We start from the raw sequence: 21113 nt of genomic DNA on the forward strand, positions 1-21113 counted from the left end.
TTTAGGTAATTTCAAGCGAAGTTACCTATGTCGGTAATGAGCGCAGGAATTACCTAAATTTGTGCCTTAATCCGTTCAAGTTCGGGGAATTAAAAGCTAGGCTCATTTCAATTTCCAAAAACAGACTTACCAGCTTCCGCTAGCTCCGCCTCCGCCAAAGCCTCCGCCCCCACCGCTAAATCCGCCGCCAAATCCACCGCCGTGAGAAAATCCACCGCCGTGAGAAAATCCACCGCCAAAACCGCCACCATATCTGCCAAATCCACCGCCCGAACGCATAGAATTTCGCAAAATTTCACTTGCTATATCGCCCAAAATTATCGTGTCGTCGCTGTTTCGTGCCCTGTAAGATCTATTATCCCTGCTCATCATATACAAAATAATGAAAAAGAATATCATAAAAATAATAAAGCCAATGTCGGCTTCTTCGTCATTTTTGGCGATTTTTTCAAATTTTATATCGCCGTTTTCGATAAAATCCAAAATCGTTAAAACACCGCTAACAACGCCATTTTCGTAATCCCCTGCCTTAAAATGTGGCAAAATTTTATAATCAATTATCCGTTTTGCAATGCCGTCAGTTAAAACGCCTTCTAAGCCATAGCCCACTTCTATGCGAACTTTTCGCTCATTTGGCGCGACCAAAAGCAAAATGCCGTTGTCATACTTTTTTTGTCCCAAAGCCAAAAATCTAGCCTGTTCGTTTGCGAATTCTTCGATTTCATAACCGCCAAGCGATTTAACACTTACAACCGAGATTTGATTTGTAGAGTTTTCATCAAATTTGATAAGCAAATCATTTAACGCTTCTTCTATTTGTGGGCGTAAAATTCCGGCTTCATCGATGACGGCGTGATTATTTGGCTGGGCTAAATAATCGCTGATTTTTGCGTCGCTAAAACAAAAACAAAACATTAAAAAAAGCAAAATTTTTTTCATTTTATCTCCACAAATTTTTCTTTAATGTCGTCTTTGTCATCGGCTGTTTTAGCGACTTTTGCGACCACTAACTCGCATAAATTTTTAACGGAATTTTGCAAAACTTGCCCTAAATTTTGCGAATTTACATTTTGGCAAAATTCGTTTATGATGTCTAAAAATTCGCTATTTGGTATAACTTCTGCGATATTTTTTCCACAGATTATGTGGGCGATTTTTTCATTTACACAAACGCAAAACATAACCGTATCATCGCATTTATCGTATCCAAAAAGTTCAAATTTGCTAAACGCAAAATCGTAAGTTAGCCTAAATTTCATCATCTTTGGAAGCATAAATTCCAAAAATTTTGGAAATTTATAAAATAGAAATTTAAAGAGCAAAAATACCAAAACCACGATTTCAAACGCCGTTATTTTGCCGATTTGCGGGAAAAACATAAGCACGGCTCCCGTTATAAAAGCTAGTGTCGCCGCCACGCTCCACGAAAGCGGAGCATAATCAATAGCTTCGTTACTCAAAACGCAGATAAATTCGGCATTTGAGCGTTTTTCTGCTTCCGTTATAGTCTCCGTTATGCTAGTTTTGTAAATTTGCTCTATCATTTTTTATTTAAACGAAACCTGTGGCGCAGCCTGTTCAGCTTCACTTGCCGCAAAAACCGGCTTACTTCCGCCCATGCCGACAAGTTTTGCGATGATATTTGTCGGAAAAACTCTGATAACTTTGTTATACTCTTGCACCACGCCGATATAGTCTTTTCTAGCCACAGCAATGCGATTTTCAGTGCCTTCGAGTTGTGTTTGAAGTTGCGTGAAATTTTCGTTCGCTTTTAGTTCAGGGTAGCGTTCAACCACAAGCATAAGGCGAGAAAGTGCCGAATTTAGCCCGGTTTGTGCTTCGTTAAATTGTTGTAGGGCCTCCATAGTTTGTGGAGCCGTGTTGGCATCGACATTTACGCTAGTTGCCTTTGCACGGGCGTTTATAACGCCTTCAAGAGTTTCTCTTTCATGACTTGCATAGCCCTTTACGGTTTCAACGAAATTTGGGATTAAATCCGCTCTTCGTTTGTATTGATTTTGCACCTGTGCCCACGCCGCATTTACATCTTCGTCCATTTTAACGAGCTTGTTATATGTCGGCACGGCGATAAAACCAAAAATAATGGCAATCGCCACCAAAATTCCAACAACTTTAAGCCAACCAAAACCGCCTTTTTTCTCGCTTTTTGGCGAATTTTCATAGTTTCGGTCGTATTCTACGCCACCGCCATTTTGTGAATTTTTGTTTTCTAACTCTTCCATTAGACCCACCTTCTTTGGATTTTTTCATGTAATTTTACTAAAATTTCGTATTCAATCGTATTAAAAAATTTCGCCCACTCTTTTGCGTTGTCGATGACGCAAATTTTTTCGCCAAAATCTTCGCAAACGAAGCTATCCATTGACATTTTGCCAAGCATTTTTGCTCCATTTGCCACCCTTAACTCGCCCTCGCCGTTGTAGCGAAAAACGCCGTCAGCATATCCTAAATCATAAGTTGCGATTTTCATATCGCTTGGAGCTTCAAATTTAGCCCCATACCCCACTTTTTCGCCTTTTTTTAAAATGCGAGAGCTGATTTTATCGGCATAAAGCTTTAAAACAGGCTTTAAATTCAGACTTTCATCAAACTGAGCGTAACCAAACTGAGCTATGCCAACTCGCACAAACTCATCATCAAATTCAGCGCTTCGCTCGATTGCAGCGGAGTTGCAAGAGTGAAAAACGACATTTTCAAAGCCAAATTCTTTGCACTTTTCTTTGGCGATTTTTTTAAATTCGCTAAAATTTTGCCTTTGCGTGAAAAAATCGCTTCCAAATTCATCGGCTTTGCGAAAATGCGTGTAAAATCCAAGCAATCTAAATTCGCCAGATTTTGCCAAATTTAGAGCATTTTCGAGCTCATCTGTGCTTATGCCGTTTCGGTGCATCAAGGTATCAACAGCAATGTGAATTTTCAAGCCTTTTTTTAGCGTTTTAAAATTTGAAATATCATTTATCGCATAAATAAATCGCTCATCTTCATTGCCGTTTGGAATGTGCGATAAAATCAGCACTTCATCAAAAAATTCAGCTATTTCTACGGCTTCATTTAGTGTGCGAACAACGCCTTTTTTTATGCCAAGAGTTTTAGCAAATTCGCAAACCAGCTTTGCACCATGCCCGTAAGAGTTATCTTTGGCTATGAGATAGATTTTTTCCACGCCACCGACTTTATTTGCGATTTTGTTTATATTATGCTCGTAAGCTTTCCTATCTAGCGTGATTTCAGACATTAAATTTCACCCCATACGCTTCATAAAGATATGGCAAAAGTTTTCGAATCGCATAGTCGTATTTGTGAAATTTTTCATAAATTTCTTTAATATCACAATCTTTTGCATTTTTAAAATCAAAAACATCTGTTCCATTTATTTTAGGAATTTTTTCATCAAAAAGTGCGTAAAATTCAGCTCTGTTATCAAGCAGTTTTTCTATATTTTCTTTTACGATTTGGCTTTTTTCCATTTTATTTTCCTGCGATTTCATTTAAAATTTTTAAAAATTCAGCTTGGAGCAAATCTCTAAATTCAGGTGTCTTGGCTTCAAATCTTGTAACAATTACTGGCGTTGTATTACTAGCTCTTACCAAAGCCCAGCCATCATCAAATCTCACTCTAACGCCGTCAATATCGATAATATCAACGATTTTTGGTAAATTTGCAATTCCGTTTGAAATTTGCGTTTTTAATTTTTCAATAATCTCAAATTTCTCTTCTTCGCTCGTTTTAAATTTAATCTCATCGGTGCTATAAAACTTCGGTAGTTTGGCAAGTTCAGCTTCCAAATCAAAACCAAGCTTAATTAGTTCAAGCACTCTCATCATCGCATACACGCCATCATCAAAGCCAAAATATCGCTCTTTAAAGAAAATATGACCACTAACTTCGGCTGCAAGGTCGATTCCTAGCTCTTTCATCGCTTTTTTTATGTTCGAATGTCCCGTTTTTCCCATAAAGCTTTTACCGATTTTATTTATCGTATCATACATGGCTTGCGAACATTTTACTTCGCCTAAAATTCGCGGATTTTTCATATTTAGAGCCAATAAACATGCCAGTTCGTCGCCTTTTATGTTATGATTTGGCGTTAAAACAGCGATTCTATCGGCATCTCCGTCAAAACCAAAGCCGATTTTATAGCCGTTTTTTGCCATTTCGTTTTTAAGGTCGGCTAGATTTTTTTCTTCGCTAGGGTCTGGGTGATGGTTTGGGAAGTTGCCATTTGGCTCAGGGTAGAGAATTTTTGCCTTTAAATTTAGTCTTTTGCAAATTTGCGTTGCGCTGATTCCTGCTGCACCGTTAGCGCAATCTATCACAAAAGGAAAATCAAAATCTTTCAAATTTGCAAATTCTTTTTCAAAAAAGTCCAAATAATCACTTAAAATATCGAAATTTTCAGCCTTTGCGTTTGTAGTAATTTTCTCTCCGCTTTCTATAAATTCAGCCACTTTTTTACCTAAATTTTGCAAATCTTTCCCAAAAAAACTATCCGTGCCAAGCGTGATTTTAAAGCCGTTGTATTCTTTTGGATTGTGAGAGCCTGTTATCATAATGTTTGCGTCAAATTTGTTTGTAAATACGCTAAAATAGCCAATCGGCGTTGGCAACAAGCCGATATTAAAAACTTGCAAATTTGCGTGATTTAATCCGCTCACAAAGCTCTCAAAAAGCGAATTTGCGCTAAGTCTTGCATCATAACCCACGCTAACTTTTTTTAAGCCCCTGTTTGCTATTTCTTTGCCAAGCTCAAAGCCGATTGCTTTAACGCTAGTCTCGTTTAATTCGCTTCCAAAAATTCCGCGAATATCGTATTCTCTGAAAATATTTTGTATCATAAAAATTTACCTTTTTATAAAAAATCTTGTTATTTTACCACTAACGGCTAAATAAATGATAAAATTACGAAAAAATTTAAAGGAAAAACTATGAAAAAAATATTTTTGGCTTTCATTTTTGCCATTTTTGCGTTTGGCGATGATTATGAAGTCATCGATTCTGTGCCGACTTCGTGGCGGTTGCTAGGCAAAAACGACCGCATTGAAGTCATTTCGGTTAAAGACCCTAAAATAGATGGCATTAGCTGCTATGTATCGTATGCCAAAAAAGGCGGCGCAAAGGAAATCGTGGGTGTCGAAGAAGATACATCTGATGCTTCTGTTTGGTGCGTGCAAACCGCACCAAAAATCATCATAAAAGAAAAACTTGAAAAAGAGGACATTTTTAAGAAAAAAAGCTCGATTTTGTTTAAAAAGACCCATGTCGTGCGTATGTTTGACGAAAAGGAAAAAACGATAATTTATCTAGCTTATTCTGACAGGCTAATTGATGGTTCGCCGAATAACTCAGTTTCAGCCATAGCGTGTAATCAAGCAGTGGGAAGCGTTTGCGAATTTAGGTATTAAATTCTATTTAGAAATCAGCCTAGCTTTTAATTCCCCAGACTTGAACGGATTAAGGCGCAAATTTATGCAGTTTCATCGCTCATTACCGCCACAGGTAACTTCGCTTGAAACTGCCTAAATTTGCGCCTTACTACGCCTATCCTGTCTTGAATATTTTCTAGCAAATCAACTAAATTTCAAAAAAATTCAACTTAAATTTAAACTGCGTATGCCGACGATTTTCAAGGAAATATTTTTACTTCGCAAAAAACGCTTCGCTTGTTTTGCTACGCAAATTCTCGCGATGACAATGGAAATGAAATTTGCAAATTTAAATTTTAAAGTAACAAACACACAAAAATAACGCAGTTTAAAAAATTTTTAGCTAATAAAAAGTCTTTATATTGTAAAATCACTCGGTTAATTTTAAAAATTTAAAGGACAAAAATGAAATACTTTTTAAGCATTGGTGCTGCGTCGTTTTGGCTACTAGTATTTGCCGTAGCTTGCGCCGTCGCAACGATAATCGAAACAGTTTATAGCACCGAAATCGCATGGGCGATGGTTTATAACACACTTTGGTTTGGCGCTATAATGGTGCTTTTAGGCATAAATTTAGCCTACAATATTGTAAAATACAATCTTATTAAAATCAAAAAACTTCCTGCGTTTTTATTCCATTTTAGCTTTTTATTTATCCTTTTGGGTGCGATTTTGACGCGATATTTCGGCTTTGAAGGAAATATCCACATTAGAGAAAACGAAAGCTCAAATTTGGTTTCGACAAGAGATTTTTATATCCAGCTTGTCGCTCACGACGAAAAGGGCGAATTCGTAAGTGCTAGTGAGAAAAACTACCTTTCGCTAACTGGCAAAACAAATTTTGACATCTCGCTTCCTTATAAAGGCAAGAGTGCAAATTTAAAATATACAAAAAGCGTCGCAAACGGCGGTATGAACTGGGTTGAAGGCGAAAACGGCGAACCACGAGTCGAGTTTTTGTTTTCAAATAGCCAACACAAGCGAAACATTTCGCTAAAACAAGGCGAAAATATCGAAATCGGCGACTTTGATTTTGCTTTTAATACTATGCCAAAACAGCCAAAATTCATCTATATCAAGCTAAAAGACGGCAAATTTTATCTAAATACAAACCTTGAAATCACGCAAACAAAAATGGCTGATATGAGCAAATCGGTTTTAGAAAAAAACACCGACATAGAGCTTAGCGAGTTGGGGCTTTATAGCTTTGAAGATCTAAATTTTGCTCCTGTTTCGCTTTTGAAATCCGCAGTTAAGGGCTTTACAGAGCTTCCAAAAGATACTCGCGGCGAAGAGGCGATTTTAGCGAATTTAAGCTACAACGGCGAAGAAAAAGAAGTTTATCTTATATATGGGCGAAGCGGAGAGAGTTTTAGCGTTGGCGGCGAAAATTTCGTTGTAGCGTGGGCGCCAAAAAGTATAACGCTTCCTTTTGAGATGAAGCTAAAAGATTTCAAACTTGATCGCTATCCTGGCTCAAATTCGCCATCAGGTTATAGTAGCGAAGTAACCGTCATCGACAAAGACACTAGTTTTGATTATGAAATTTATATGAACCATGTGCTTGACTGGGCGGGTTATCGCTTTTTCCAAAGCTCGTATGATACAGACGAAAAAGGCACGATTTTATCGGTAAATAGGGATCCGGGTAAAATGCCTACATATATCGGGTATGGGCTTTTGATTTTGGGTATGTTATTTAACTTTTTCAACCCAAATTCAAGGTTTATAAAACTATCAAATTTGATAAATGAAAGCACGAAAAGAGAGAATTCTATGCCAAATTCGCAAAATTCAAAAACACAAAATTCAAAAAACGAGAATTTGCCAAATTCAAATTCTAACAGCGAAAATTCGCAAAACGAAAACCCACAACCAAAGAAAAAAAATAAAAAATCTAAAAAATCAAAAGGCGTGGTTACTGCGTTATTTTTAGCTTTTTTGATAGGAATTTTCACTCCAAATTCGCTAAAAGCCGACAATTTGCCACAAATCGATAAATCTCACATAAATGAGCTAAAAACGCTTGTTATACAGGGTTTTGACGGGCGTATGGAGCCGTTTGACACCGTATCACGCGAACTTTTAAGCAAAATTTATCGCAAAGAAAATTTTCAAGGGCTAAATCACAACGCTGTAATGCTATCTTTTATGGCAAATCCTGAGTTTTGGAAGAGTGCTGAAATCATAAAAGTAAGCGAAAAAGAGTTAAAGAAAATTTTAGGCATTGCCGAAAATAAAACTCACGCTAAAATGGCAGATTTTTTCGAAACCGGCGAAGACGGGACACCACACTATAAACTTACGAAAATGGTCGAAGAGATAAATCGCAAACCGCTTGGAAATCGCGGTGTCTTAGATAAAGAGATTTTAAAAGTCGATGAGCGAGTAAATATCTTTTATATGTCGTTTGTGGGCGAATTTTTCCGTGTCATACCAAAGCTAAATTCGCAAAATAACGAGTGGTTTTCTTATGTTGGTGCTAATATGTATTTTAGCGGGGACGAGAAAGAAAAAGCGCTTGGAATTTTAAATAAATATTTTGATAGCGTGGTAAATGCACAAAAAACAGGCGACTGGGAAAGTGCAAATACTGCACTTCGTGAGCTAAAAGAGTATCAACTAACTCACGCAAAAGAGATTATGCCGACAGATACGGCGATTAAATTCGAAGTGTTTTTTAATAATTTTAAAATTTTTACTCGCTTGATTCCTGTTTATATTTTGGCGGGACTATTTTTATTAGCCTTTGTTTTTGTGCGTATGATGAGCCCAAAAACGCAAATTTCGGGCGCATTTAAGGCTGTTTATATCGTAAATTTTATAGCTTTTGTGCTTCATACCATAGGGCTTATTATTCGTTGGTATATCTCAGGTCATGCACCATGGTCAAATTCATACGAATCAATGGTTTATATCGCTTGGGCGTTATCGCTTAGCGGTATGATTTTTTCTAAAAAATCGGCTATTTCTTTGGCGCTTACTTCTATAATGGCAGGAATTACGCTGTTTGTGGCATTTTTAAGCGGTATGGATCCGCAAATTACTAATATCCAACCGGTTCTTAAATCATACTGGCTTACAATCCATGTTAGCGTTATTACGGCAAGTTACGGATTTTTAGGGCTTTGCTGGTTGCTTGGAATTTTTACTTTGATTTTATTTATTTTTCAAAATCCAAAGAAAAATGCCGAATTTTCACGCAATATCAAAGAAGCAACGCACATTAACGAAATGTCGATGATTTTGGGGCTTTGTCTGCTAACGGTCGGAAACTTTTTAGGCGGTGTTTGGGCGAACGAGAGCTGGGGGCGATACTGGGGCTGGGATCCAAAAGAGACTTGGGCTTTGGTTACGATTTTGGTTTATGCAGCCGTTGTGCATTTTAGATTTATACCGAAGCTAAACGATCAATACGCCTTTGCCGTGGCTTCTGTATTTGCATTTTCAAGCGTTGTGATGACATATTTTGGCGTTAATTATTATCTAAGCGGTATGCACTCGTATGCAGCAGGTGAGCGAGTGCCAGTTCCGGCTGTGGTGTGGATTTTGGGGCTAGTGCTGATTTTGTTAGCGTTTTTTGCGTATTTTAAGAAGGATAATTCACAGAAATTGTAAATTTGAGTAAAAACCGTAGGGTGGGCATCCCTGCCCACCAAATTTTACATTTATTAAATTTATCTTTTAATTATTTGTGTAACCATTATGGTAGGCAAAATACCACCCTACGATACTTTGCACTGGTTTAACAATATGTGATTGTTTTTTTTAAGTTAAAAAAAAAATAATATAACTAGGTGGTATTAACCACCTAGTTATTAAAACATTTATCAAAACCATTGCTATAAACAAAGTCTTGATATTCTATTCTACCCATTACACCGTTATCGTACATTTGGGTATATTTTAGAAATATTGGATCAGAACAATCGCCTTTTCTTACTGGAGCGTCTTCTTGTTGGGTCTTAACCATTTCTGGTTCTGGTTCAACATCTATAACTTTAGGAACTTCTATAAACTCACCTTTATCTTGAACTACAGGTTCATTAACAACTGGTTGTTGTACTACTTGTTGTTTTGGTTTTAGACCTAGTCTAAAATCGGCTATGGCGTGTTCTATGTCATTAGCCATTGTGCAAGTTTCCAACCTTTTTCTTAATTTATCTAAATCAGTATAGTTGGTTTCATATTTATTCTCAAGTTCTGTTAAAATAACATTAATTTCATCTTGAGATAAAATAGGGTGAACTTGTTGTGGAGTAGTTGCTCCCCATTTTTCTTTAGCTCTTTTAACATTAGCTTCTGCTTTAGCTATATTTCTTTCTTCTTCTGTCATAGGTTCTTGTGCTACACTTGGTGATTTAGATTGTAATTCTGTTGTAATATCTTCTAAACATTCTGCTGTTGTACAACTTGCTAGTTTCTTTTTTAGTTTATCTATTTCACTTCCTGAAAGTCCAAATGTTTTAACTAACTCTCCTAGAACAACAACAACCTCATCTTCTGATAAAATAGCATTCTTATTTTTAGATTTCTTAGGTTGCTCATTCTTTTCTTTCTTTTTGATTTTGTATTTTTTAGGAGCCTCGGTTTGACCACAACTATAAGCCCTAAAATCATACATAGCGTCCGCACTTGTAAATGTTTCACGATCGAATATACCTTTATCAACATAGTAAACTACTTTATGGTATATTTCACAAGGTGTTGGTGGGTTGCTACTTATACCATTTAACTCTCTTTCAGCGTAGTTTAACATAGCCATGTTGTATGTTTGTTCAGATCGCTCAACATCTTCTAAAGCAGCTTGATAATCTGCTTCACTTGGTTGGAATAACCAAACAACTAGAATAACTAAACCTGCAATAGGACCTAATATCCAAAATGCTGCGGTACCTACTTTATCGAATATTTTCCAAAACATTTTTTATCCTTCATTTAATGCTTTGACTAATTTAGCGTTTATAAGCCATAGTATTCTAGTGCTCTTTATTCCATTTATATAATGGAATATTAGCGTATTTAACACCACTGCAGTCTAGTATTTCAAGACCTGTTCTTTCCGACTTCTCAACAACTTTACACCCATCATCATCTTGGATAGTTCTTAGTTTAGAAGCTTTCTTAACAAATTCTATGTCTGCTTTAGCTTCTTCAACTAGTTTTGGATGTATTGGAGCATCTGCCGGTCTGTATATGATATAAACCTTTTCTTCACCCCCGTAGTTCATGTCGTTACATACGGTATAGATTTGACCAGCAACACCTGCACTAACAACGCAGTTTTGAAATCTGCTTGTCATATAGGTTCCATACATTGTGCTACCGTCGTCGTATTCGCTTTCAAATCTATTTAAATAATTTTCTAGATAAAGTGGAAAATCTGGAGTATCTGCCATAGTCATAACTTCTGAACGATATAAAATATCCTCGTCTTTTACTGGCAAACCGTATCTATCTGCCATAATTAAATTAGCTCTGCAACTGTTTGGATTTTCAAAACAAACTGTTTCTGAGTCAGCTGCATAAACACCTACAATTAAACTTCCGATTAACACTAATTTTGCTATTTTCATTTTTTATCCTTTATATTTTATCCCATAGGATATAGATTAAGAATTATAGCACTGCTAAATTTAAAGCTAAATTAACCTATGGGATAAAAATGGAAAAAGAATTTAGTAATGTTGGTAGCGATGAGATTTTGGAATTTTATAAGAAAGTATCGCGAAGAGTGCGAAATTTGCGTGAAAGTAACGCCATTTCGCAACTTGATTTGGCTTTGGAAATCGGCATAAAATCTGTAGCTTTTTACTCAAACTGCGAAAGCAATCGTTACGGGAAACATTTCAATTTAGAACATATTTATAAAATTTCAAAAGCTTTAAATGTAAAAATGAGTGAAATTTTAAAAGATATTGATTAAAATTTACTCACCATACAAACCTGCAAAAGCAACCAGCCATGCCTTTTTAGATTACAAATTTATTGGTAATTCTCTGGATTGCTTCGTCGCTTCGCTTCTCACAATGACAAAATTGAAATGTATTGTTAATTTAACCTTTATTGCAAAACCTTATAAAATCCGTCTTTTAGGGTGATTTTTTGAGAATTTAGCAAATTCGCTAAATTTGCCTTTGAGAGTTCGCTAAATTTAGCCTCTACATCGCTTAGGCTTTGAGGACGGCGAACTAGCATAGATAGAATTTCATCTTCGCTAAAATCGAGCTTTTCGCTATCATATTTTGGTTTTGCGACTATATTTACGCTTTGATTTTTCAAAAATTTGCTTAAAAATTCTAGCCTCTCAAAGCTTACAGGCTTAGCGTTTTTAAACGCAGGCGGACGATCAATCGTGCCTAAATCAATGCGAGTGGGATTTATTTTTTCAAGCACCGAATTTAGAGCTTCAAATTCGCTGGCAGTATCATTAAGACCAGCAACAACCAAAATTTCTATGACTAATTCGCCCTTGAATTCGGCACTAAATTTAATCAAATTTGAGATAATTTCGTCCAAATTTACACTACTATGCGGATTATCGATTTTTTTAAAAGTTTCACTAACCACGCTATCAAGGGAAAATTTACAAATATCGCATTTTAAAAACGCTTCGCGGTTTTGCGAAATTCTGCTCGAATTTGATAAAACTAGCAGTTTTTGAGAGAGTTTTAAAGCCTTAATTTCGCTTACAAGTTCGCCAAATTTAGGGTGAAGGCTAGGTTCGCCATTAGCCGTAAGCGTGATGACTTGGGTATTTTTAAATTTAGCCAAAGCCGTTTTTAGCTCGTGGGTCACGGACGAAATATCGCAAATCTCGCTCATCTGCGAAATAGGCTTTTTGGCTTTTAATTCGCAATATGCGCAGTTGAAGTTGCATTGCTTCGAATTTGGACTTAAATCAATCCCAAGGCTCTGCCCAAAACGGCGAGAACTCACAGGACCGAAAATATATTTCATTTTCCCACGCTCATTTCATGCACCAAATTTATGAAATATTTCGCATTTTCCACAGGAATATCAGGCAAAATTCCATGCCCTAAATTGAAAATGTGCGGGCGATTTTTCATAATTTCCAAAATCTGCGAAACACCCTGTTTTATGGCATTTTTGTCATAAAGGCGGGTCGGCTCCATATTTCCTTGAAGCGTATATTTCTGCCCAAGTTTTGCCGCAGCTAACTCTATCGGAGTGCTCCAATCCACGCCAAAAACATCGAAATTACCGCTAATCTTATCCAAATATCCGCTAATGCCCTTTGGAAAAACGATAATCGGCACTTGCGGGAATTTCGCCTTTAAATAGTCGCAAATTTCTAAAATATACTTCCAGCTAAACTCGAAAAACGCGTCCTGCTCCAACGCACTCGCCCAGCTATCAAAAATTTGCACGGCATTTACGCCATTTTTGATTTGATTTTCAAGGTAAAGTTTGGTCGTCTCCGTAACGGCGCGTAAAATCTCGTGCAAAAGCTCAGGGTTTGAATACGCCATTTTTTTGCAAATCGCATAGGTCTTTGTCGTGCCGCCTTCGATCATATATGTCGCCACCGTCCAAGGCGAACCACAAAAGCCAATCAGCGCCTTATCATCGCTTAAATTCTGCCTTGTTAGCGCAACCGTATCATAGACATATTGTAGATTTTTTACCGCTTTTTCGGGACTTAAAGCCTTTAAATCTTCCAAATTTTTCAAAGGATTTTTAAATTTTGGTCCCTCGCCTGCGACAAATTCCAAATCAAGCCCCATTTCAAGCGGAACAACCAAAATATCGCTAAATAAAATCGCCGCATCAACGCCCAAAATCTCCACAGGCTGGATCGTAACCTCACTAGCCTTGCGAAAGTCCTTGCAAAGCTCCAAAAATCCGCCCACGCTTTTTCGCACCACCATGTATTCTGGCAGATAACGCCCAGCTTGTCTCATCATCCACACAGGCGTATAAGGAACTTCTTTTTTCAAACACGCATCTATAAAAATCATCTTACAACCTTTTTATCAAATTTAATCAATCTTTAACACACTTAAAAACGCTTCGCTTGGCAAATTTACCTTACCGATAGCTTTCATGCGTTTTTTGCCTTCTTTTTGCTTTTCAAGCAGTTTTCGCTTTCTCGTTATATCGCCGCCATAGCACTTTGCGGTTACATTTTTGCCCATAGATTTGACATTTTCTCTTGCGATTACTTTGTTTCCGATACTAGCTTGGATTGCGACTTCAAAAAGCTGTCTAGGGACGATCTCTTTCATTGCTTTTACCAAATCTCGCCCCTTTGCAAGAGCTTTGTCTTGTGGGACGATGATAGAGAGCGCATCGACGGTTTCACCTGCGACTTTTATATCAAGCTTAATCAAATCGCCCACTCTATAATCGCTTGGCTCATAATCAAAACTCGCATAGCCTTTCGTGCCGCTTTTTAGCTTATCGTAAAAATCCATTATGATTTCATTTGTCGGTATGTCGTATTCGAGCAAAACCCGCTCAGGCGTGATATAGTCCATTTTTGTTTGGATTCCGCGGCGATTGTTTAGTAAATTTATCAAATTTCCCAAAAATTCGCTCGGGCTTATGATTGTCGCTTTGACATACGGCTCTTTTATATAATCGATTTTTTGTGTTGGCGGAAGTTCGCTTGGGTTGTGAATTTGCACCATTTTTCCGTCAGTCTGATAGACTTCATAGGTTACGGTTGGAGCCGTAGCGATTAAATCAAGATTAAACTCTCGCTCTAAGCGTTCTTTAACCACTTCCATGTGCAAAAGCCCCAAAAACCCCACACGAAAGCCAAATCCAAGCGCAAGTGAAGTCTCAGGCTCGTAGCTTAGTGAGCTATCATTTAAGCGAAGTTTATCAAGGGCGTCGCGAAGTTCTTCAAATTTATCGGTCTCTACCGGATAAATCCCGGCAAAAACAAAAGGTTTTGCCTTTTCAAATCCGCCGATTGGCTCATCGGCTTTATTTTTCGCAAGAGTTATCGTATCGCCGACACTAATGTCGCCTAAATTTTTTAAGCCCAAAACGACAATGCCAACTTCTCCGCTTGAAATTTGCTTTGTTTTTATTGGTGCTAACGGATTTGGATACATGAGATCAAGCACTTGGTGCTTTCCACCCGTTCCCATTACCAAAACTTCGTCATTTTTGCAAATTTTTCCGTCATAAATTCGAACGAGAGCCAAAGCCCCCAAATAACTATCAAACCAGCTATCATAAATCAAAGCTTTTAGCGGTTTTTCATTGTCCGTTTTAGGGGCTGGGATTTTTTGGATTATCGTTTCGATTAGCTCTTTTATGCCTTGTCCTGTTTTTGCACTAACTTCGATAGCTTCGCTGCAATCAAGCCCGATGATATGCTCGATTTCATCTTTTACTCTCTTAGGATCGGCAGCGGGAAGGTCGATTTTATTTAGCACTGGGATTATTTCGAGATTGTTTTCAAGTGCGATATAGACATTTGCGATAGTTTGAGCTTGCACGCCTTGACTTGCATCTACAACGAGAATCGCGCCTTCGCAACTAGCTAGTGAGCGAGAAACTTCATAGCTAAAATCCACATGTCCGGGAGTGTCGATTAAATTTAAAATATATTTTTGCCCGTTAAATTCATATTCAAGGCGAACGGATTGTGCTTTTATGGTGATTCCGCGTTCTTTTTCTATATCCATTGTATCCATGATTTGTGAGCTCATTTGGCGATCTTCAATCGCCTTACACTCGCTAATAAGCCTATCTGCAAGCGTGCTTTTTCCGTGATCAATGTGAGCGATAATGCTAAAATTTCTAATATTATTCAAGTAAAAATCCTAAATTTTGATAAATTCGTAGAATATTGCCATAAATTCAATTAAATTGCCATAAATATATGAAATTTACTTAATATATATAAATTAAATAAACTATATTAAAAAACTAGACATTATTTAATTTTTATTTATTTTTTAGTAGTAGCATTTTACAAATATTTTTATTTTTAAAGGAGTTAAAGATGAAAAAAGCATTAGGTTTATTGATGAGCGCAGCTTTGACATTTTCATGTGCAAATACGCTCGATCAAATCAAAAGCGCAAACACCATAAGGATTGGCGTTGCAGACCACTCTGCACCATTTAGCAGAATCAATAGAGACGGCGAATTCGAAGGCTTTGAAGTTGATTTAGCAAAAGAACTTGCAAGAGCTGTTTTAGGTGACGGCGGTAGAGTCGAATTTATCGCTATAAAGACAGCAGAGCGCGCAAAAGCAGTTACTGAAAATAGAGTTGATTTGCTTATAGATAACTTGGCTAGAACATCAGCCAGAGCCAAAGAAATGGACTTTTCTATCCCTTATCTTTCAGTTACACTTGCGACAGTTTCTCCAAAATCAGCAGCTATCCATAAAGTCGCTGATTTAAATGGTAAAAAACTACTTGTTATCCCTGATACAAACTCTGATGTATGGGCGAAAAAAAATCCAAATTTAGGTCAAATTGTTTATTGCCACAGCAACAGAGAGTGCATGGATGCTTTGCTTGAAGGTCAGGGCGATGCATATATGCACAATATCGTTAATGTTGCAACTATTCCATTGCTACATGATGATTATGAAATAGGTATTCCAAGAATAGGACAAGTTTTGTTTGATTGTGTTGCTACTCAAAAAGGAAATGATGATTTGATTCATATCATAGATGAAAAGATTTTGGACTTGGCAGATAAAGGCTATTTCCATGATGAATATACAAAAACTTTTGAACCATTTTATAAGGGTATGGTTGATGAAAAACTATTTATCCTAGAAGATATTTACGAAGCTTTCCAATAGGAATCTTTCATATCACCATAACCGACATTACCTTTGGTAGTGTCGGTTTTTTTATGCCTAAATTTTTTCGTTTTTTATATGAAATTTTTAAATGCAAATTTTGTTTCATTAGAAATTTGTCACTTTTTTGTAACACGATTTTGAAAAAAATTTATTTTTTGTTTTTTTTTTTTTTGTATCCTACAACCAAAAAATTTAGAAAATTTTTGCAAATTTGTGTATAGAAAAATAATATAGATTTAGACAAATTTTTATAAAAAACAGAAAAAGAGTATAAATTTGCACAAATTTGGTAAAAATTCGTGCAAATTTTTCATCATAAATTTTAAATTTATTTTATAGCTTCGATGTCGATTGAAATTTTTATATCATCGCCAAGCATTGCAGTAGAGCTATTTGGAGCAAAGTTAAAGTCGCTTCTTTTGATTTTGCCTTCTAGGCTAAATCCGATATGCTCTTTGCCTTTTTGATCTGCTTGAACACCGCCAAAATCATAATCAAATTCAACCGCTTTTGTAACATCTTTTATAGTCAAATTTCCGATGACTTTATCGCCTTTAAATTCGCTCATTTCAAATTTCATCTCAGGAAATTTGTCGCTATCAAAAAAATCAGGCGCACTTAGGTGCTTATCGCGCATTTCGTTGGCTGTATCGACAGAAGCAGTTTTTATAACACCACTTAGTTTGTTTAGCTTTTCGCCATCAGCGTCGATAACGCCGTCAAATTCTTTAAATTTGCCATTGGTTGTACTAACGCCCATGTGTTTGATTTTAAAGCCGACATTTGAGTGAGCTTTATCAAGCGCGTATTCGGCTGCATTTACGCTACCGCACAAAAAAGCAAGAGTTGCAACTGAGTAAATAATTTTTCTCATTTAATATCCTTTACAAATTAGAGTTTCGAAATTGTAATAAATTAGGAATAACAAAAGATAAACGAGAGCAAATTTTGAAGCGAATTTGGGCTTTAAATTTGATTTTACGAGAAAATTTTGGTTTTTAATTTTTTTTTGATTGAGCTGTTTTGTGAATTTACGCTTTGGCGATTGCTTCGTTTTTTCGCAGAAAAAACTCGCAATGACAATGGAGAGAAATTTAGAATTTCAAAAACAATTCAACTTAAATTTGGTAATCAAATGCCGACGATTTCGCACAAAACTAGCATAAGATAAGACTTATTGCGTCTATCGTTGCGAGTTTTGTACGAAAGCTAGGCTGAATTTCAATTTCAAAAAATAAAATTCAACTTACAAAAAAGCTATTTTATATCAAACAAGCTATTTACGCTCTCATCATGATAAACCCTGCGTATAACTTCCCCAAAAAGTGGCGCCACGCTAATGACCTTAATATGCTCGTTTTCTTCTTTTAGCGGGATAGTATCTGTTACGACTAGCTCATCGATCGCACCTGTTGCTATGCGTTCATACGCCGGACCGCTAAGCACAGCATGCGTGCAGTAAGCCATAACGCTGTTTGCGCCGTTGTTTTTAAACGCTTCGGCAGCTTTTACGATGGTTCCGGCAGTGTCAATCATATCATCGATTAAAACGACATCTTTGCCATTTACATCGCCGATAATGTTCATAACTTCGCTTTTATTGGCTTCTTCTCGGCGTTTATCGACTATTACCATATCAAGACCAAGTTTTTTAGCAAAACTTCTAGCTCGTGCCACACCGCCTACATCAGGACTTGCGATGATAGGATTTTTAAGATTTTTGGTTTTTAAATACTCAGGAAATACGATAGAGCCGTAAAGGTTATCCACAGGAATATCGAAAAATCCCTGAATTTGCCCTGCGTGCAAATCCATAGTAACAACGCGGTCAATGCCTGCTGCCTGGATCATATTTGCTACAAGCTTTGCAGTTATCGGCACTCTTGGAGCAGCCTTGCGATCTTGCCTAGCATAGCCAAAATAAGGAATTATTGCCGTTATACTACTAGCCGAACTTCGTTTTAGCGCGTCACTTAAAATCAAAAGTTCCATTAAATTCGAATTTGCAGGAGCACAGGTCGGTTGGATAATAAAAACATCTTTGCCCCTAACGCTTTCGCCTACTTGGACGCTGATTTCGCCGTCGCTAAAAGTTTTAATCGCACACTCCGATAAAGGAAGCGACAAATATTTTGAAATTTTCTTTGCAAATTCAGGATTTGCAGTGCCGGAAAAGATTTTATAACCTCGCATTTTTTACCTTTTTTTAAATAAAATTTTCGTCAAATTCTACATAAAACTTGCTTTTAAATTCGTTAATTATTCGCTTATTTTTTTGTGCGCTCCAAAAAGCCTATCAAGCTCCCTAACCAAACTATCATTTGTATTTGAAGTGCCGTTAGATATGGTGTTTTCAAGCGCTTTTACCGCCATAAGAGTTTTGCTTATTTGCTCTTCTTTGTTATCATTTTTGACATAATTTAAAAATTTATTGCTTTCATTACTAACGCTATTTTGAGAATTTTGCAAATTCGTCGGACTTGACGAATTCGAATTTGCCGAATTTATCGAATTTGTCGGATTTACTGAATTTTGCAAATTCGAATTTGCCGAATTTTCTAAATTTTCATCATTTTTTTTTATATCATCACCGCTTTGCATTTTGATTGTCGCGGCATTTCCAAAAACCTTTCGCACAACTGCCATTATGGCTTTTGAAGCATTGCGAAGTGCGATTTTATCGTTATCTTTGGCATTTGAAAGCAAATGCAAAGTATCATCTTCAAATTTGATAAATTCAACGCATTTTTTAAATCTCTCGCCCAAATCATAATCTCTATCATAAATTTTTTCCAAAAATAGCTCATAACTTGGAGCTTGGCTAATTTGCGAATTTAAAGCCACATTTTGCAAATTTGCACTAGAATTCGATAAATTTTTTGCTTGATTTTGAGAATTTAGACTTGGCACAGAAGTTAGATTTTTGCTCAAATTTCCGTCAGCCACCGACTGGTTTGACGACGAATTTATCGTTTTAGAAACTTCGATTAGCTCATCTATGCTGCGTAAATTTACTGCTTCCATCATCATAAAAATCATCATAGATAGCGTAAATCCGTTATCTGCGCTAACGCTTAGCATTCCCTTTGCTTCGCTTAAAATTCTAAAAAATCGCTCATACATTAAAGTATTAAAATTATTTTTTACCCTTTTTTCTCTGCTCTCATCGCTTTCACTTGGAAAAAATTCATCTTTTAAATTTGCGATAATCTCGTCGATTATGGTCTCGGCACTATAATTTTCAATCTCTTTAACAATCTTAATCGCCTTAGTTCGATCCTGCTCTAAAACGACTTTTAAAATTTCATCGATTTTATCGGGATCTAAAAGCCCCAGCATATCGGCAACAGCACTTGCACTTACGCTCTCGCCGCTATAAATGATAGCCTGATCTAGCAAAGTAAGCGTATCTCTTAACGAACCGCTACCTGAACGAGCCAAAATTTCAAGCGCTTCTTTTTGATATTTTATATTTTCGTTATTTAAAATTCGCTCCAAATGCGCCACGACGGCGTTTTTTGGAATCGGCTTAAAGCGAAAATGCTGTGTGCGAGATAGCACGGTAACAGGAAGCTTTAAAGGGTCAGTCGTAGCTAGGATAAATTTGACATAGCCTGGCGGTTCTTCAAGTGTCTTTAAAAGGGCATTTGAAGCCTCTTTTGTAAGCATATGAACTTCATCGATGATGAAAATTTTAAATCTCGCACTCGCAGGAGAATACTTCGTCTGCTCGATAAGCTCACGAATATCGTCGATTTTACGATGACTAGCGGCGTCCATTTCGATAATGTCGATATGGCGACCTTCATTTGCCATAATGCAACTTGCACACTCTTCACAAGGATTTCCCGTAGGTCCCTTTTCGCACAAAAGGGCTTTTGCAAAAATTCTAGCACTTGAAGTCTTACCGCTACCGCGAAGTCCGCTAAAAAGATAAGCATGACTTAAACGCCCCGAATTTAACGCATGAGTAAGGCTTTTGGCGATAGTATCTTGTCCGATAAGTTCGTTATAATTTTTTGGTCTATATTTGAGTGCTAATGCTTGCAAAATTTCTCCTTGAAAAATGTAATATTACAAAAAATTTGATAAATTTCTAATAATTTTTGAAGAAAATTTGATTTTAATTGCCAGATAAAGAAATTGAAAAATTTTTATTAGTTTTTAAGTCAAACAAAGAATTTCATCATCTAAATTTACAAATTTCCAAATTAGAAAATTTGTAAATTTAAATTCTTTGTTTGTTTTGAAAATAAATTTATTTCAGATACGAACCTTGCTCGGTCGGAGTTGTTTGGATCGGTTTGTTTTGATTTTCCCAGTATGCACCGCCGATAAAACTTCTATTTAAATATGGATCATCTTCGCCTTTGATATAAGCGATGATCAAATCAAGCTCAAAATCTTGCACTTTCATAGCTTCTGTTCGCATTATCATTTTAAATTTACCGCCGTGTTCGCTATCGGTTATATAAGAGTGTAAATTCGTAGCTATCTCTTCACCTGTTATGTCTTTTAGGCGTGCTGAGACGCCGTAAGATCTTTTCTCGCCTTTTTCGCCATGACAAGAAGCACACTTTTGCATAAAAACTTTTCTACCCGCTTCGCTCATAGCTCCTACTTGACGGTATCCGCTCACAGGCGCACCGTTTGCGTTAGGGGCTTTTTCATATACATTTACTGAGACATTTCCGTCTTTGGAATGTTTTTGCACTAACTCTTTTAACTCTTTTGCGAATTCGCCTTTTGCTTCAAAAACATAGCTTTCTTCTTCCGCAAAAATAAAACCAAGTAAAAAACATACCAAAAAAGAAATTTTAAATATCTTCATCTAAAAAACCTTTGCTTAGAATTTAAAAAGGGC

General features: G+C 36.7%; 19 protein-coding genes. 4 read left to right on the forward strand and 15 right to left on the reverse strand.

What is annotated here, in order from left to right; genetic code table 11:
- Positions 1 to 126: 126 nt before the first annotated feature.
- From PF026_RS05390 to PF026_RS05415, 6 genes are read right to left on the reverse strand one after another with little or no spacing between them, the layout of a single operon-like run.
- Positions 127 to 939, reverse strand: coding sequence for a TPM domain-containing protein (locus PF026_RS05390; protein ID WP_270863519.1), 813 nt, complete (start codon positions 937 to 939; stop codon positions 127 to 129).
- Positions 936 to 1544: a hypothetical protein gene (locus tag PF026_RS05395; RefSeq protein WP_270863520.1), complete on the reverse strand. Its 609-nt coding sequence runs from the start codon at positions 1542 to 1544 to the stop codon at positions 936 to 938. Before PF026_RS05395 ends, PF026_RS05390 begins: the two co-directional genes overlap by 4 nt.
- 3 nt (positions 1545 to 1547) lie before the next feature.
- Complete coding sequence (locus tag PF026_RS05400) at positions 1548 to 2243, reverse strand: LemA family protein (RefSeq protein WP_270863521.1); 696 nt, start codon at positions 2241 to 2243, stop codon at positions 1548 to 1550.
- A complete protein-coding gene (locus PF026_RS05405; RefSeq protein WP_270863522.1) occupies positions 2243 to 3256 on the reverse strand; it encodes an alanine racemase in 1014 nt (337 codons plus the stop codon). Before PF026_RS05405 ends, PF026_RS05400 begins: the two co-directional genes overlap by 1 nt.
- On the reverse strand, positions 3249 to 3488 hold the full coding sequence (cmeU, locus tag PF026_RS05410; protein WP_270863523.1) for a CmeU family protein: 240 nt from the start codon (positions 3486 to 3488) through the stop codon (positions 3249 to 3251). The genes PF026_RS05405 and cmeU overlap by 8 nt, the downstream gene beginning before the upstream one ends.
- A 1-nt stretch (position 3489) precedes the next feature.
- Positions 3490 to 4857, reverse strand: a complete 1368-nt coding sequence (locus PF026_RS05415; RefSeq protein ID WP_270863524.1) for a phosphomannomutase/phosphoglucomutase — start codon at positions 4855 to 4857, stop codon at positions 3490 to 3492.
- 90 nt (positions 4858 to 4947) lie between these two features.
- On the opposite strand from PF026_RS05415, the gene PF026_RS05420 reads away from it, so the two are divergent.
- Together PF026_RS05420 and ccsA are read left to right on the forward strand one after the other, a co-directional pair.
- Positions 4948 to 5424: a CreA family protein gene (locus PF026_RS05420; protein ID WP_270863525.1), complete on the forward strand. Its 477-nt coding sequence runs from the start codon at positions 4948 to 4950 to the stop codon at positions 5422 to 5424.
- 426 nt (positions 5425 to 5850) lie between these two features.
- Positions 5851 to 9063 carry a cytochrome c biogenesis protein gene (ccsA, locus tag PF026_RS05425; RefSeq protein WP_270863526.1) on the forward strand — a complete coding sequence of 1071 codons (3213 nt, stop codon included), beginning with the start codon at positions 5851 to 5853 and terminating at the stop codon, positions 9061 to 9063.
- A 193-nt stretch (positions 9064 to 9256) separates the two neighbouring features.
- On the opposite strand, the gene PF026_RS05430 is transcribed toward ccsA, so the two are convergent.
- Both PF026_RS05430 and PF026_RS05435 read right to left on the reverse strand, forming a co-directional pair.
- Positions 9257 to 10369, reverse strand: a complete 1113-nt coding sequence (locus PF026_RS05430) for a hypothetical protein (protein WP_270863527.1) — start codon at positions 10367 to 10369, stop codon at positions 9257 to 9259.
- Positions 10370 to 10424: 55 nt separating this feature from the next.
- The gene (locus tag PF026_RS05435; protein ID WP_270863528.1) at positions 10425 to 11021 is read right to left on the reverse strand and encodes a hypothetical protein; all 597 of its coding nucleotides are present in this window, start codon (positions 11019 to 11021) and stop codon (positions 10425 to 10427) included.
- Between the two features lie 89 nt (positions 11022 to 11110).
- Here PF026_RS05435 and PF026_RS05440 point away from each other — a divergent pair, with 89 nt between their 5' ends.
- Complete coding sequence (locus PF026_RS05440) at positions 11111 to 11371, forward strand: helix-turn-helix domain-containing protein (RefSeq protein ID WP_270863529.1); 261 nt, start codon at positions 11111 to 11113, stop codon at positions 11369 to 11371.
- 137 nt (positions 11372 to 11508) lie between these two features.
- Here the strand turns inward: PF026_RS05440 and PF026_RS05445 are convergent, their stop codons facing one another.
- Genes PF026_RS05445 through lepA form a run of 3 tightly spaced genes read right to left on the reverse strand, consistent with a single transcriptional unit; the run spans position 11509 to position 15239 of the window.
- Complete coding sequence (locus tag PF026_RS05445; protein WP_270863530.1) at positions 11509 to 12405, reverse strand: radical SAM protein; 897 nt, start codon at positions 12403 to 12405, stop codon at positions 11509 to 11511.
- Positions 12402 to 13427 carry a uroporphyrinogen decarboxylase gene (gene hemE / locus PF026_RS05450; RefSeq protein ID WP_270863531.1) on the reverse strand — a complete coding sequence of 342 codons (1026 nt, stop codon included), beginning with the start codon at positions 13425 to 13427 and terminating at the stop codon, positions 12402 to 12404. The genes PF026_RS05445 and hemE overlap by 4 nt, the downstream gene beginning before the upstream one ends.
- Before the next feature lie 21 nt (positions 13428 to 13448).
- The gene (gene lepA, locus PF026_RS05455; RefSeq protein WP_270863532.1) at positions 13449 to 15239 is read right to left on the reverse strand and encodes a translation elongation factor 4; all 1791 of its coding nucleotides are present in this window, start codon (positions 15237 to 15239) and stop codon (positions 13449 to 13451) included.
- Positions 15240 to 15430: 191 nt separating this feature from the next.
- Here lepA and PF026_RS05460 point away from each other — a divergent pair, with 191 nt between their 5' ends.
- Positions 15431 to 16246, forward strand: coding sequence for a transporter substrate-binding domain-containing protein (locus tag PF026_RS05460; RefSeq protein WP_270863533.1), 816 nt, complete (start codon positions 15431 to 15433; stop codon positions 16244 to 16246).
- A 331-nt stretch (positions 16247 to 16577) separates the two neighbouring features.
- Here PF026_RS05460 and PF026_RS05465 read toward each other — a convergent pair whose 3' ends face one another.
- The 4 genes from PF026_RS05465 to PF026_RS05480 all read right to left on the reverse strand — a co-directional run bounded on the left by PF026_RS05465 (position 16578) and on the right by PF026_RS05480 (position 21080).
- On the reverse strand, positions 16578 to 17123 hold the full coding sequence (locus tag PF026_RS05465; protein WP_270863534.1) for a YceI family protein: 546 nt from the start codon (positions 17121 to 17123) through the stop codon (positions 16578 to 16580).
- Positions 17124 to 17506: 383 nt separating this feature from the next.
- Positions 17507 to 18442 (reverse strand): ribose-phosphate pyrophosphokinase, encoded by a 936-nt coding sequence (locus PF026_RS05470; protein ID WP_270860637.1) that lies wholly within the window; start codon positions 18440 to 18442, stop codon positions 17507 to 17509.
- 66 nt (positions 18443 to 18508) lie between these two features.
- A complete protein-coding gene (locus tag PF026_RS05475; RefSeq protein ID WP_270863536.1) occupies positions 18509 to 20299 on the reverse strand; it encodes a DNA polymerase III subunit gamma/tau in 1791 nt (596 codons plus the stop codon).
- A gap of 208 nt (positions 20300 to 20507) precedes the next feature.
- Positions 20508 to 21080: a c-type cytochrome gene (locus PF026_RS05480; RefSeq protein ID WP_270863537.1), complete on the reverse strand. Its 573-nt coding sequence runs from the start codon at positions 21078 to 21080 to the stop codon at positions 20508 to 20510.
- Positions 21081 to 21113: the final 33 nt, after the last annotated feature.

Source organism: Campylobacter sp. CS_NA3 (assembly GCF_027797495.1).
Classification (GTDB): Bacteria; Campylobacterota; Campylobacteria; order Campylobacterales; family Campylobacteraceae; genus Campylobacter_B.